Origin of the sequence: Vibrio sp. 10N.247.311.49 (assembly GCF_041467655.1) — a bacterium.
GTDB classification, from domain to species: domain Bacteria; phylum Pseudomonadota; class Gammaproteobacteria; order Enterobacterales; family Vibrionaceae; genus Vibrio; species Vibrio crassostreae_C.
In genome coordinates this window covers 242,220-256,460 of sequence record NZ_JBFSVA010000001.1, presented here as the reverse complement: position 1 = coordinate 256,460, position 14,241 = coordinate 242,220, and the positions used below count along the sequence as shown (strand labels likewise).

At 45.2% G+C, this 14,241-nt stretch carries 12 protein-coding genes and 2 pseudogenes; 7 read left to right on the top strand and 7 right to left on the bottom strand.

What is annotated here, in order from left to right; all coding sequences use genetic code 11:
- Positions 1-225 precede the first annotated feature (225 nt).
- Positions 226-2,217 carry a methyl-accepting chemotaxis protein gene (locus AB6E54_RS01125; protein ID WP_372099806.1) on the top strand — a complete coding sequence of 664 codons (1,992 nt, stop codon included), beginning with the start codon at positions 226-228 and terminating at the stop codon, positions 2,215-2,217.
- 197 nt (positions 2,218-2,414) lie between these two features.
- The gene (locus AB6E54_RS01120; RefSeq protein ID WP_017065293.1) at positions 2,415-3,581 is read left to right on the top strand and encodes a DUF1887 family protein; all 1,167 of its coding nucleotides are present in this window, start codon (positions 2,415-2,417) and stop codon (positions 3,579-3,581) included.
- Positions 3,582-3,794: 213 nt separating this feature from the next.
- Here AB6E54_RS01120 and udp read toward each other — a convergent pair whose 3' ends face one another.
- From udp to AB6E54_RS01100, 4 genes are all read right to left on the bottom strand, one after another.
- Positions 3,795-4,553 (bottom strand): uridine phosphorylase, encoded by a 759-nt coding sequence (gene udp / locus AB6E54_RS01115; protein ID WP_017065292.1) that lies wholly within the window; start codon positions 4,551-4,553, stop codon positions 3,795-3,797.
- 282 nt (positions 4,554-4,835) lie between these two features.
- Complete coding sequence (locus tag AB6E54_RS01110) at positions 4,836-7,193, bottom strand: zinc/cadmium/mercury/lead-transporting ATPase (protein ID WP_372106185.1); 2,358 nt, start codon at positions 7,191-7,193, stop codon at positions 4,836-4,838.
- 153 nt (positions 7,194-7,346) lie between these two features.
- Complete coding sequence (locus tag AB6E54_RS01105; RefSeq protein WP_371724662.1) at positions 7,347-8,810, bottom strand: MATE family efflux transporter; 1,464 nt, start codon at positions 8,808-8,810, stop codon at positions 7,347-7,349.
- A gap of 171 nt (positions 8,811-8,981) precedes the next feature.
- On the bottom strand, positions 8,982-9,398 hold the full coding sequence (locus AB6E54_RS01100) for a CBS domain-containing protein (RefSeq protein WP_017060213.1): 417 nt from the start codon (positions 9,396-9,398) through the stop codon (positions 8,982-8,984).
- 301 nt (positions 9,399-9,699) lie between these two features.
- On the opposite strand from AB6E54_RS01100, the gene AB6E54_RS01095 reads away from it, so the two are divergent.
- Both AB6E54_RS01095 and AB6E54_RS01090 read left to right on the top strand, forming a co-directional pair.
- A complete protein-coding gene (locus AB6E54_RS01095) occupies positions 9,700-9,933 on the top strand; it encodes a hypothetical protein (RefSeq protein WP_017060212.1) in 234 nt (77 codons plus the stop codon).
- Between the two features lie 167 nt (positions 9,934-10,100).
- Positions 10,101-10,397, top strand: a complete 297-nt coding sequence (locus tag AB6E54_RS01090) for a hypothetical protein (protein ID WP_029235295.1) — start codon at positions 10,101-10,103, stop codon at positions 10,395-10,397.
- A gap of 95 nt (positions 10,398-10,492) precedes the next feature.
- Here the strand turns inward: AB6E54_RS01090 and AB6E54_RS01085 are convergent, their stop codons facing one another.
- A complete protein-coding gene (locus tag AB6E54_RS01085; RefSeq protein WP_372106184.1) occupies positions 10,493-11,479 on the bottom strand; it encodes a glycosyl transferase family protein in 987 nt (328 codons plus the stop codon).
- A gap of 167 nt (positions 11,480-11,646) precedes the next feature.
- Here AB6E54_RS01085 and AB6E54_RS01080 point away from each other — a divergent pair, with 167 nt between their 5' ends.
- Entirely contained in the window at positions 11,647-12,255 is a 609-nt protein-coding gene (locus tag AB6E54_RS01080; RefSeq protein WP_372106183.1) for a TetR/AcrR family transcriptional regulator, read from the top strand.
- Positions 12,256-12,378: 123 nt separating this feature from the next.
- The gene (locus AB6E54_RS01075) at positions 12,379-12,873 is read left to right on the top strand and encodes a peptidylprolyl isomerase (RefSeq protein WP_048609354.1); all 495 of its coding nucleotides are present in this window, start codon (positions 12,379-12,381) and stop codon (positions 12,871-12,873) included.
- A gap of 130 nt (positions 12,874-13,003) precedes the next feature.
- Here AB6E54_RS01075 and AB6E54_RS01070 read toward each other — a convergent pair.
- Positions 13,004-13,120 (bottom strand): annotated as a pseudogene (locus tag AB6E54_RS01070) (cytochrome c); the annotation flags it as partial.
- On the opposite strand from AB6E54_RS01070, the pseudogene AB6E54_RS01065 reads away from it, so the two are divergent.
- Positions 13,118-13,243: pseudogene (locus AB6E54_RS01065) on the top strand (MarR family transcriptional regulator); the annotation flags it as partial. The pseudogenes AB6E54_RS01070 and AB6E54_RS01065 sit on opposite strands and share 3 nt — an antisense overlap.
- A gap of 100 nt (positions 13,244-13,343) precedes the next feature.
- Here AB6E54_RS01065 and AB6E54_RS01060 read toward each other — a convergent pair.
- Positions 13,344-14,210, bottom strand: coding sequence for a DMT family transporter (locus AB6E54_RS01060; protein ID WP_372058572.1), 867 nt, complete (start codon positions 14,208-14,210; stop codon positions 13,344-13,346).
- Positions 14,211-14,241: the final 31 nt, after the last annotated feature.

The window sequence follows — 14,241 nt, the reverse complement described above, 5'->3', positions numbered from 1 at the left end:
CGCATCAAACCACAATAAATCTGCTTTAAAGCATAATAAAAAACACCGTTCAAATCAAAGAAAACGAGCCTTAGCTCTCAAGAATGGCATGTTGGTTATAACTGAGCGCTATTTTTGACGTGTGCGTCATAAAATGCGTAAGCCGAGCTCAATAGAATGCTGATAATTTTGTTAGTTTTACTTTGACCTGACATTAGGTCTGAATTTTTATTTAGGGAGAAAGCCATGAAGGGATCTGTGATCAAGCGTATGTACGCTGGTTTCGCACTGATCATCATCATGTTCGCAGTCACGATAACCATCATGATGAACAGCATGAATCAGATACACAGCAATTTTGAGAGTGTCTCAGAAACCTCATTACCACTTGTCGCGCTTTCAAATCAAACAAGTGTTCAATTGCTTTCTGCTGATAAGTCATTCAAAGATTTCTTAACCACACAAAACGCTGAACGCATGTCCGCAATGCGTACAGAATTTGCTGCATCACAAAACTCTTTTTCTGAAGTTCTAAGCAATCTAGAAGCGGCAAGCCAGAACGACTCAACACTCATCGAACGAATTGCACAATTACGAGCGATGGAAGAACGCTACTTTACAGAAGCAGACGAAGCGATGAACAACTACGTCGCGATGTTCGAAGCACAAGAACAAGTGCAAAAAGCCTCTCGTGACTTCCAACGCTTACATTCAGAATTAACCGTTGGCATGAAAGAGTACGTTGCCGACCAAAAAAGCATCTCTGTTAAAGTGATGGCAAAGAGCTACTTCATTAAACTGCAAGACGCAGAGGTCATCACCTCTGATGCACTAGCTAGCTCTGATGTTGCCTTCGTTCAGAAAGCCGTTAACCAAAATAAAAAGGCCGTTACTCACCTTAACTATGCTTATCGCGGTCTATCAACACAACTACCAGCACTTAAAAATGTCTTCGATGAGTCGGTTCAGAAGTTCACCAAAGACGTTGGTCAGAAAGGTGGCGTACTAGACAAACACAACAACTACCTACAAGCCAAGCAAGCGCTGTACGTGAACATCGCCAACCTAGCTGTAGAAGTTGACCAAGCAATGGCTGTTTTGGACTCGTTCAACGTAACTGCTGAAGAGCAACTCAACTCATCACTAGCAGACGCAAGCAGCATCTACGACAAAGGCCTATTCAACGCGATTGCAATTGGCATTGTTGTAACCGTGTTCGCAGCTGCAATTGGTTACCACATTGCACATAGCGTACGAGAGCCATTAACTCGCATCCTCGGTACGTTAGAAGGTCTAACCGAAGGCGATATGACTCAGCGTATCGATATTCGCTACGACAACGAATTCAGCCGCGTGAGCCGTCACATCAACACCTTGGCTGACAACCTACACAACATCCTTGTGAAGCTGAATGACGCTTCAGATGACTTAACTAAGACTGCAAGCGTCAACCAGAAGACGTCATCTGAAACGCAGGCTCAATTGAACAGCCAACGTGAGCAAACCGCGACTGTTGCGACCGCAATGACAGAGATGTCTCATTCTGTACAAGAAGTGGCGAACAGCGCGCAAAGCTCACTCACCATGGTTCAACAAGTAGAATCGGCTTCTGAGTCTGGTCGTCAGATCATGAACACCAACATCAGCACCATTAATCAGCTTGAAGTTCGCCTTACTGAATCAGTGGGCGCTGTAGGCGAGCTACAACAGATGAGTAGCCAGATTGGTTCAATCCTTGACGTTATTCGTGGTATTGCTGAACAGACCAACCTACTTGCACTTAATGCGGCAATCGAAGCAGCGCGTGCAGGTGAACAAGGTCGTGGTTTTGCAGTCGTTGCCGATGAAGTACGAGTGCTAGCACAGAAGACCACTCAATCAACCTCTGAAATCGAGACTATGATCAGCAATCTGCAATCAAGCTCGAAAACGGCAAGCAACGTTATTGAAAGCTGTATGAGCGATATGGACATGTCGGTTCAACAAGCTTCAAGTGCAAACAGTGCGATGGAAGAGATCCAAGCCTTGATTCTAGAGATCAGCCACATGAGTACACACATCTCTCAAGCAGCCGCTGAGCAGAGTGAAACGTCTGGTGATATTGCACGCAACATCGAAGACATCAACCATATCGCAGATAAGAGTTACCAAGCGATGTCTTCAATTGCAGAAGCCAGCCAAAACCTAACAATTTTGGCGAATCAGCAAGGTGATTTAGTACATCAATTCAAACTATAGATAAATGAAGAATCGATAGATATTTAGTGAGATTGTTGAGACTTCTTACCCAATAGTGGTAACTAATTGAGCTAGGGCAACTTTTATCAAGGGTTGCCCTTGTTTTTTATGAGCTTTGTCATTATATGATTATTAAGGCTTGCTGCTTCCCGTTTTTTCTTTCACCTTTATGAGCGAGCCGCTATTAAGGAATTTATATGGCTGTTCATGTTGGCATTATCGATCAAGACCCCATTCGCTTGCTCACCCCATTACTTGATAACCGAACGGTCAGCACCCACATCGTGTTTATCGGCGACAAGAATCAAGTCAGTATGTACAAACGTTTAGACAGCGTTTTGCATAAGCGCGACATTACGAGTGAGTTTTTCGAAATTCCGACCATCGTAAATACGTCCGTCATTAAAGAATCTATCCAAACCCTTGCCGAAGACCTCAAAGCACGCGGTCAAGAAGTGAAGCTCAACGCAAGTTGTGGCCTTCGTCACCGCCTACTTTCTGTGTACGAAGTATTCCGTACTTACCACTGGCCAATCTTCGTGGTTGAACCAAACAGTGACAAGCTGTGTTGGTTGTACCCAAATGGTAAAGAAGATGCACAAGTTCAAGACCGCATCACCATCGACGACTACCTGACTGTGTTCGGTGCTCGCGGTGAATTCAGCGATGTTCAGCTGTCTCCGCAACTGGATCAGAAACTTTATGAACTGGGTGAACGTTGGGCTAGTAACGCACTCGAACTAGGCCCTGGCCTTGCGACATTGAACTACCTAGCAACGACCTGCCGTAAAGAACAAAAACTTGATGTAGGGCTATCTGAGAAGCAACAAGGCTATCGAGAGCTCAACATGCTGCTGAGCGATTTGGTTGAAGCTAAGATTGCGACTTACGACAACGGTATTTTGACCTTTGCCAATGAAGACGCACGACGCTTCTCAAACGGTGAATGGCTTGAAACCTTGGTTCACAGCACAGTTAAACAAATCCAAGATGACATGCCGACCATTCAAGACCGTTCTTTGAATGTTCAGGTATACCGTCAACTGGGTGAGCGTGAGGTTCGAAACGAGCTTGACGTAGCATCAGTAGTGAACAATAAGCTACACATCATCGAATGTAAGACCAAAGGCATGCGTGATGATGGTGATGACACCTTGTATAAACTGGAATCGCTTAGAGACCTATTAGGTGGCCTACAAGCACGTGCAATGTTAGTGAGCTTCCGCCCTCTTCGCCATAACGACATCACACGAGCTGAAGATCTTGGCCTTGCATTGATTGGCCCTGACGAATTGAAAGATCTTAAAACACACCTAACGGCATGGTTTACGGCTGCGGGGGGCAGTGAAGATCTAGAGTACTAAAAACCAATAAACTCATGAGAGCTCAATGCTCTTAAGCAGATGGTTAAAAAGGCGAATGACGATTAAGTCACTCGCCTTTTTTGTTGTCTGTTTTCTCTATTGATTACTTTGAGACGGCACAAAAAAATGGCCGTATCATTCGATGCGGCCATTTTCAAAATTTAATGTCACTTGAAGACTTAATGCTCTCTAAAACTCAGAGCACTTTAAGACTTAAAGCATTTTACGAGCGGCTTCTACAACCACTTTGATTGAACGTGCTTCTGTTACTTTTAGAGTGTCGTGATCAGGCGTCTCTTTTTGAGTACGGTTGATGATTACACCAGCAACACAACCTGCTTTCAGACCAGAACTTGCACACATAGTTAGCAGTGTTGCAGATTCCATCTCGAAGTTTAGAACGCCCATGTCTTGCCATTCTTGCATAGAGCCTTGGAAGCGCTTAACAACGCGACCAGAGAACGTGTCGTAACGCTCTTGACCTGGGTAGAACGTATCGCTTGATGCCGTTACGCCCATGTGAACTGTTGCACCTGATTCATCAACTGCCGCTTTCATTGCTGTTGCAACTTCAAAGTCAGCCACTGCTGGGAACTCCATAGGAGCAAAGTGTAGGCTAGCGCCGTCTAGACGAACAGAACCTGTAGAAACAATCATGTCACCCACGTTTACGTGAGGTTGGATAGCACCAGTCGTACCAACACGTAGGAAAGTGCGAACACCAAGTTGAGCAAGCTCTTCAACTGCGATAGAAGTCGATGGACCACCAATACCTGTTGAACATACAACAACTGGTTTGCCGTCTAGCTCTGCGCGGTAAAGCGTGTATTCACGGTGACTAGCAAGGAATACTGGGTTCTCCATCTCTTCTGCAATTTTTTGCACACGAGCAGGATCACCAGGGATGATCGCAAGAGTAGCACCGTTAAGATCTGCTTCAGTAACACCTAAGTGGAAAACAGCTTGAGACATAGTTCGCTCCTTTTGGCTTATTGGGCTTTTTACCCTTATTTAAGCTCATAGTAAATTCGTGGGGTACGAACACACTCTAACCAAGCTCATTACAAAATGAAGTGACACATGTCACATGAATGATCGCAACAATAATTCAAGTTTCACAAAAAACCGATTGGCATCACAAAAATAAGCAATCCGCACGCCTATGTTGCATATTAATGAGACAAAAAGCGCCTTTAACGTATTACCGCTAAAGGCGCTTTTATATTAAGAATGCTCTATGTCGGTGAGCTCGATTTAGTCCGCTTTAGATTTAAATCGAAGCAGACGCAATGCGTTCAATGTCACCAATGCAGTTGCACCACTATCCGCTAAAACTGCCACCCACAAACCGGTAATACCTAACAAGCTTGTCACCAAGAATACGACCTTCAAACCAAGCGCAAGGGCTACGTTTTGACGGATGTTGTTCATGGTCGCTTGCGACAGTTCAATCATCGCTGGTAGCTCAGTTAAACGGTTATGAGTCAGTGCTGAATCCGCCGTTTCCAAAGCGACATCCGTACCACCACCCATTGCGATGCCGACATTCGCCGTTTTCATTGCTGGTGCATCATTAATGCCATCACCGACCATCGCCACGTGCGACTGTTGAGATAACTCCTCAACGTAAGATACCTTGTCGCTTGGCAATAGGCTTGCCTTGCACTGCATACCAATCTTGCTACTGATCGCTGCTGCACTGCGCGGATTATCGCCGGTCAACATGATAGATTGAATACCTAATTCATTAAGTCGTTCAATCGCAAGCTTAGCGTCACTGCGTAACGTATCTTGCCAAGCAATCAGACCAATCACCGTCGTAGCTTGCTCTGTTGATTCTTCTTGATCTTTAACCTCAAGAGCAACCACAACCGTCTTGCCCTCACCTTCTAATGCTTCTACCTGAGAAACCACATCGGCACCAAGTTCGAACGTGACTTTAGACGGTGACAGAACCTGATACTTAACACCATCAACATCCCCTTCAACACCACTACCAATCAACGCTTTCTTGTTGTGTGATTCAGGAATCTCAATATTCAGGTCTTTTACTTTAGCGACAAGTGACTGCGCCAACGGGTGAGTAGAGCCAACTTCAATCGCCCCAACCACACGCAGCATCGCGTCTTGTTGCCAACCCGATAGAGGTTGAATATCCGTAACCTGAGGCTTACCTTCGGTCAGTGTGCCTGTCTTATCGAAGGCGATGGTTTGGATTTTGCCAAGCTGCTCTAGCGCTGCGCCGCCTTTAATGAGCGCGCCACGTTTCGCAGCTGCTGCTAAGCCAGAGGTAATCGCTGCAGGAGTCGAGATCACCAAGGCACACGGACAAGCAATCAATAACAGCGCTAGGCCACGGTATACCCATGTTTCCCATGGCTGCGCAAACAACAATGGTGGCGTGATGATGACCAACAGAGCCACTACCATCATTAACGGTGTGTACCAACGGCTGAACTTATCGAGGAATCGCTCTAGTGGTGCTTTACGTGATTCTGCTTCTTCAATCAGATGAAGAATACGATCGATCGCGTTCTCACCCTGTTTTGAAGTGATGGTGATACGAACCACTTTATCGACCACCACAGCGCCAGCCATGATGCTGTTACCTTCGATATGTTCAACAGGAACAGATTCACCGGTTAACGCACTTTCATCAAAGCTTGCCGCGTCTGTAATCAATTGTCCGTCAGCAGGTAAACGAGAGCCCGCAGCCACTTCAATCACATCACCTGGAACCAGTTCACTGACGGCAACTTCTACACGTTCGCCGTTGATGATCTTAGTCGCGTTTTCTGGTACCAATGCCATTAGCGCTTGAACGCCACTTCTTGCTCGAGATGAAGCAAACGCTTCTAAGCGCTCACCAATCAAGAACAACAATAGAACCATCGCAGCTTCCACAGTTTCGCCAAGGTACAAAGCACCCAGCGCGGCAACACTCATTAAGGTTTCAATAGCAAATGGTGTTCCTGAGCGTGCCAACTGAACCGCTTTTTTCGCCACCGGATATAAACCAAGCAGACAAGTTACCGTAAACAAGCCTTCACTTAATTGAGGTGAGGTGCTTTTCACAAGCACTGCAAACAGCATTGCCGCTGCAATCGCGATAATCTGTAAATTAGGTTGGATATGAGCTTGCCAAAAAGTCTCAGGTTGTTGTTTTTCTTTCTTTGAACCGACTTCCGTAAGAGGGAAACCCGTTTTGATAGAGACCTGTTCAATGGTGTCAGCAATGCTTTCATTATCGAATTTCACAACCAGCTTTTCGGTAGCAAAGAGAACCTTCGCTTGAATAACACCGTCAATATTGCTGATCGCGTTTTCTATTTTTCTTGCACAAGCTGGGCAGTCCATTCCGGCAACCAGCCAACTTTTCGAAAATTTGGCATCGAGAGATAAAGTTGAGGACTGACTGTCTTCTTCTCCACTGTCCGACGAGCTACAACAATCATCTCCAGACGATGACGGAGCAGCAGAAGAGCTACAACAACCAGATGAAGTGCCTGCTGCTGTGATGCTTGAAATTTTAGGGCTAGAGCAACTTGCTCCTGCCGCTTGAGGTTGAACGTCCACTTTTGCTGAGCGGCACGCTGCATGTTTTGCGCACATAATGTATCTCCTTAATACTCAAAAGCCTTGAGGTTGTTGCTAACTCACGAGCAACAGAACCTTAAGTTCATCAAAAGTATAAACCTTGGAGGCTACTCCAAGGTCAAGAAGAAGTTTTCAAGAAAACAAAAATATTATGCCAGCGCCGATGGCTTACTGAGATTTAAGCTCCGCACACTCTTCACGGTTCGCCGATACATCATCAATAAGCACCGCATCGTGTGAACAGAATGGCTGAGTGTTTAGGCTGACAATCGACACATCGTCTTCCACTGGATCAACTTGAGATCCTTGCATCAGTTCAGCGATATGATGTCGAAGCACCAAGATACCTAAAATTCCGAACAGAACATTACCCAAAGCTTGACCATAAAGAACACCCAAAGCGCCATACCACTCTGAACCTAGATAGACGAACGGCAGAGTACCTAACGTGGCTTTGCCCAAATTCAATGCTGTCGAGTAAAGCGGTTTACCTAGGTTGTTGAAAGACGTGTTGGCAACAAATAGTGCACCGTTAAAGGTGAAGGTTAACGCCACATAGGTACAGAAAGCCGCCACAATGATTGCTGCATCACCTTGTAAGCTAAAGCCTTGAATGACATAACCTTGAACGAAGTACAACAGAATACAAACAGCGATGGTGTATGCCGTAGTAACCAATAATGAGTTATTGAGCGTTTCTTTTACTCGGTCCATGCGTTCAGCACCAAAGTTCTGACCAATGATTGGCCCCACAGCGCCAGACAAGGCAAAGATAACCGCAAAACAAACTGGCGTCAGACGACCTATCACGGCAAAGCCCGCGACAAAATCCTCACCATATTGTGCGATACCCGTTGTTACAATCGCATTACCGATAGGCGTTGCGGTATTGGTGATAATCGCAGGCAGCGCAATCGCCAATATTGGTCGAATATTAATGCGCCATTGCACAAAAGAAGGCGGAGCTACCAGCTGATGGCTGCGAATAAGAGGATAAAGCGAAAAGAATAGCACCGAGAAACGAGCGACAACCGAAGCGATAGCCGCCCCTTCGATGTTCCAACCAAAACCAAAAATAAACAGAGGATCGAGAATCGCGTTAACAATGCCGCCAGACAAAGTTGCCCACATCGAACGCTTAGCATCACCTGCCGCTCTTAAGCCCGCACCCGCTGCCATCGCTAACGCCAAAAATGGACCACTAGGTAGCAAAATCTGTAGGTAAGCTTGAGCGCGTTCGGCTGCAATGCCTTTGGCGCCTATCGCGGCTAGCAGCTCTGGAATATAAGCGAACATGATTGCAGTTATGGTTGAACTGATAACAAACGCAGTCAGCATGATACTGGTGCTTAGGTTTCGAGCGTGCTCTTGATTCTTGGAGCCGATGGCTTTGGACACTAATGCGCCCATGGCAATGGAAGTACCGATAGAAACGGAGGTAGAAAAGAAAGTCAGCGTACCTGCAAATCCTACCGCAGCAGCCAATTCAACCTGTCCGAGCATACTGATAAACAGCATGTCGAGCAGATCGACCACAAATAACGCCATCAAACCGACAGAGCCAGCCCCCGACATCACCAATATGTGGCGCATCGTTGAACCTTCAACAAACTTTGCCGTTTGATTTGACATGAAACCTCCAAAAGTTGGAATACCCAAGAGCTAAAGCCTAATCAGCTGTTCAACTGGCTAGGGATCCAAAAAGAAAGGATCGACCAAGAAAAGCGCTATACAGAAAAAAGGCGCTAGTGCGCCTTTTTTCAATTGAGAGTATTGAGAAAAATAATCGTTCTTAACACGCTACTATACCTGATGTTTGAAGCATTCTTCCAAGTTCTTGCCAATTGCTCTCAAAACATCAGTTCTGGTGATAATACCCACCAGTTTTCGATTATCGATCACAGGGTATGCTTTAGGTTTTCCAACCTGCATCATGTCCGCCAATTCAATAATGGATAAGTCAGGTGACACCGACAGCACTTCTTGGTACATACAGTCACCCACAAGGTGTGTGTCTTGGCAGAAGTAACTGACCTTCACAAGTTTCTCGAGTAAATCCTGCTCTGAAAGGAAGCCAATCACTTGTTCGTTATCATCGATTACGGGCCCACCCATATGGTGGCTACGCATCACTTTGTCTAACGCTAGACTTAACGGCATATCAGGAGTAAATGTCACAACCTGCTGCGTCATGTAATCTTTCACTTTAATAGAATGCATTGCGTTCTCCCTAAATACTTTGCGTCATATATTTTCTATCTTGTTAAGTTAATTGTTGTCTAAAATCTTGATTTTACTAAATGGATTTCAACAATTTTATTGATAGGCAAAACCTAACAAGACAAAAAAGTGAGACAAACAAAGGGTTGAGCACGTTTTCGAACGCCAGAAAAAAGAAAAAAAGAGCCCTTACAAAGCCTTACTTTCCCTTGCTTAACCTTACTTAGCCGAGCTAGCCTGCGTAAATAAACCCTGTAATCTTCACCTCACTAATAATTAGAAATCCCGTTTTAGGAAGTTTATGCAACACGACAACAACATGTACGCGTATATTTACGCAGGTAACGACGGCACGGAAAACACACTCATCGCCACTATCGATAATCAAGAAAAACCGCTGATATCAAGCTGCGTTGATGAGATAAAACGCATGTCATGCTTAGCCATTGATTTAGCAGCAAAACACGACCTAAAAGTGAAGCTGGTGAAATATCAAAGAGAACAAGAGATCGACTTCGGCCTATTCGTTAAATAGTGAATCCGACACTGATTTGGTTAATCTCTAACTGGCAGCCATAGTAGCATTAGCAAGCGCAATAGCCGTGAATGGCTGCCGAATTCGACCTGACAAGCCTAACGGGTAAAGGCTATAATGATCAGACGGCGCCCTTGCCGATTTTCATTGTCCAAATACGGTTTACTATGTCTTCCCAAACCCCACCTAAAACGTATCTAACGAATTCCTTATCTAAGTTAAAAAGCTACTTTAGTGAGTTATTGGATTTCCAATCACGCATTTGGGTGGTTCATATCTTTGAAGACTCTATTACCGATCAGTCGTTTGTGATTAATGAAGATGGCTTTAAAGAACCGCTAGAGTGGATGAAAAAACGTGATTACCAAGCGAGAATGCTTGATCGTGTTGATAAGATGAAAATCTCACAGGTGATTGAGATTCAGTTCGAAGACAAAATGCATCGCTTGATGCGAGTGAAGTAGCTTTATTGTTTGGGCGTTCACGAAAAGCCCTTGCTAGAAATCAAGTATAAAAAGGCCAGCGCTCGCTGACCTTCTCTCATTGGTTAAACCATCATCTAACGCGCACAATACTCATGCCACAGGCGCACCGCTTTCTGGTATGCCTCAGTTTTATCGTGCGTTTCTGCAAAGAGAATGGCTGTCATGCTGTCGACAACGGTATTCGCCATTAGCGCCATCTCTTCAGCCGACGTACCAAGTACACATTGACTAGGAAGTGGCAGCTCTAGGTTCATCATCTCTTCCCAGTAGAACGATTCGACTTTGTCAGGGGAGCTCATCCATACCGTTTGGCTAACTTTAGGATTATATTCCGACTCACCGTTCATCCCTTTGAATGAAATCACCGAGTAGGATTTATTTCCGATGACATGCTCAACTTCCGCATGAAGTTGTGGGAAGCCAGGATGGAAACTGCCACGCAGACCTAAACGGCCACCACCAGGATTCAATGCTCGAACTACCGTGTTAATTGGTGTTCTCAAACCGTAACGGTGTTTCCAACCAATCATGGTTTGTGCTTCGGGCGCAAAGTTAGCTAGCGGTAAATAAGCAATGCCGTCTTGTTCAAGAATCGACTTAGCATGTTCAGGATTCTCAGCACTTTGTACACCGACATCTTGCAAATGGCTTTCAACGTGCGTCCTACCGCTCGGCTTATCCATATAGCCATGCATTAACACTTTATAGCCATTGTCAGCGAGTATTTTTGCTGCCAACAAGTTCCAAGGCTTGCCACTGGCGTTATCGTTACGCTTACCCGCGTAACACGGCCAATCAATATCGGCGCCTAAATCTGGCACTCGAGATTGAAACGCTTTTACAAAGCCAGCGATCTCTTCATTAGTTTCATTCTGCACACGAATCAGCATCAGTAGCATAGCCATTTGGTCATCACCGACCTCTCCGCTTAAATACTCATCCATGATGCGGTAGGCTTGTTCGAACGATAAAGGCTTACGCCCTCTTTCTCCTCGTCCAACTGTACGAATACACTCTAAAATACTACTCATTGATTGTTTATTCTCTTCCGTTGATATCAATAAAATTCGAATACACTTTCGATTCTATGATACCCACAGTGCATTGCAAAGCGATTCAGTTGCTATCGACCGAATTACCAATACACGGATTGGTGTTCTAAAAGTAAACTTACTGGTGTAAAATTATCGTATGCAATGCTAACCGCGACATATTGAGTAGTATCCCGATGACTGTAAAAAAAACACTGAGCCAAAGAAAACGTGAATCGATCGTTGCCGCTGCTATCGCAGAGTTTACTGAGCGCGGCTACAAGGCGACCAGCATGGATAAAATATCGAGTCGCGCAGAAGTATCAAAGCGCACCGTATACAATCACTTTGCCAGTAAAGAACTCCTTTTAGATGAGATTCTAGACAGTATTTGGAGCAAAACTCTGGCCGCTACGCATTTCCCTTATCAAGCAGAACTGCCACTTGAAGAACAGCTTTCATCGATAGCCAATCAAGAACTTGAGTTACTTGAGTCTGAAGGTTTCATCGACCTGTCACGCGTGTTGTTCTCAGAGTATTTCCATAACGCCGAACTGGCGCATCAAGCGATGGAAAAATATTCCCAAGCAGAAAGTGGACTTACAACCTGGATTAAAGCCGCATTGGCAGACGGTCGTCTAATCGATCTTGACCCACAATTCGCCTCCACGCAGTTTATTGGCCTGCTTAAGTCTTTTGCGTTTTGGCCGCAAATCATTGGTCATGTGCCGTCACCGGATGCTTCGCACAAACAAGTGATCATTACTTCAAGTGTCGAGATCTTCCTTAAACAATATCAGGCGTGATTTTGGTGGTTGACGAGAATTCAACCACAATAAAACCATCACTGGTATCCGCTGTTATTTTCCCTATACTGCAACCCACTTTCGTCATTACGACTCAGTAAAACTTCAACTTTAGGTAGCCCTATGATTACTTTCACCACCAACTTTGGCGATATCGAGATTGAACTGAACCTTGAAAAAGCGCCAGTAACGTCGAAAAACTTCCTTAAATACTGCCAAGACGGTTTCTACGAAGGCACGACATTTCACCGTGTTATTGAAGGTTTCATGATTCAAGGTGGCGGTCACACTATCGACATGACAGAAAAACCAACTCGTGCACCGATCGTCAACGAAGCAAACCGTGGCTTGAAGAATGTGATTGGTTCTGTGGCAATGGCTCGGACTGATGCACCACATTCTGCAACGGCGCAGTTCTTCATCAACCTTGATGACAACGATTTCCTAGATCACACCTCAACAACCAATGCTGGCTGGGGTTACGCGGTATTTGGCAAGGTTTCAGCGGGTATGGATGTGGTAAACAAAATCGCTGTCGCACCAACAACCATTCGTTGGGGACACGAAGATGTGCCTTGCGAAGATATTGTGATTACTAAAGTCACCATCAACGAGTAATTCATTCACGTCCTTTCCCGCCCCTAGTGCATTCGAATTGATAGCACAAAGAAAAGAAGGCTGTGCGATAGGACTATGGTGGTAAGGGTTAGACTTTACCACCTGTATTCAAAGCTCGTTGTTAAAATCGTTACCAACGAGAACGATAAGTACGGTGACACCCTTTGCACGTCTTATTCGCAGAATTTAACCCTTGCTCTGCACTCGACAAGTCTTGTTCAACACTCGCCTGATAAGGCTCAGAAAAGCACTTGAAGAACAACTCGTTCCTATCCCCGTTCGTTTAAACAAAGAGTTGATGAACGAGTTAGATGCTGAAGAGCAACAACAAATGCTCAAGCTACTTCAGAAAGTAGTCGCGGCAATCTGATCTTACCGCGTTCACTGCTTAGCAAGCTTAGTGCTTAGAAATTATTACACTCTGAACGTGTATTGAAAAACAACCCACACTCGGCCTTGCGCCGAGTGTTTTATTTTCGTCTCGACCATTTGATATAGCAAAATAGTGAAGCAATGATCACCGCCCCACCGAGCAGCTTCTGCATCTCTACACTTTCGCCAAGCACACTCACACTTAACAGCAGCGTCCACACAGGCTCAAGAATCATGATCAATGCCGCCACTTCCATGTTCACGGAGTGCTGACCGACCGTTTGTAGCAAGTAACGAATAGACGTTGCGATCACCGCAGAGACAATAAACCAGAAGACTAAGGTTTTGGTGATTTCGAACTCCGGCTGAGCTGTCATAGAAGCAAAGGCTAAACCACTCACACCCACCACAAACAGTTGCACACAGATTGATGCGATAGGCTTGATATTGGTAATCACACGCTTGTTCATCACAAAGTGAACAGACAACAAAATCGATGCTAGTAAGAAATAAATCTGACTCTGCTCAACATGCCAGCCGTTACCCAAAGTCAGCAACAGCATGCCAATAATCGCGATCGGGAAAGACATCCAAAACGCGCGATTAGGCTTAACTCGAAACAAAATCCAAGACACAAACGGTGCAATGATCATGGCTAAGCTCATGATGAATGCCCCTTCCGACAAGCTTTCAGTCACCGAAACTGCAAACACCCATACCTGCAATGAGGCAGACAACAACAAACCCACGCCGCAAAGAGACAGAATCTGCTTAAACGAAAGCTTACGAATATGGTGAATACAAAATGGCAGAAGAATAAGACTCGCGACGAGGAATCGCACACCAATGAACACTGGCCCAGGCATTTCTAATACCACCAGCTTAGATGCAATCCATCCCACCCCAGCTAGCAGGGTGGCAAATAGAAGGTAAAGCTCTCCGCGCATCGCTTTCACGTTCATCATTTTACTTAGTCCAATAACAAAAAAAGCAACC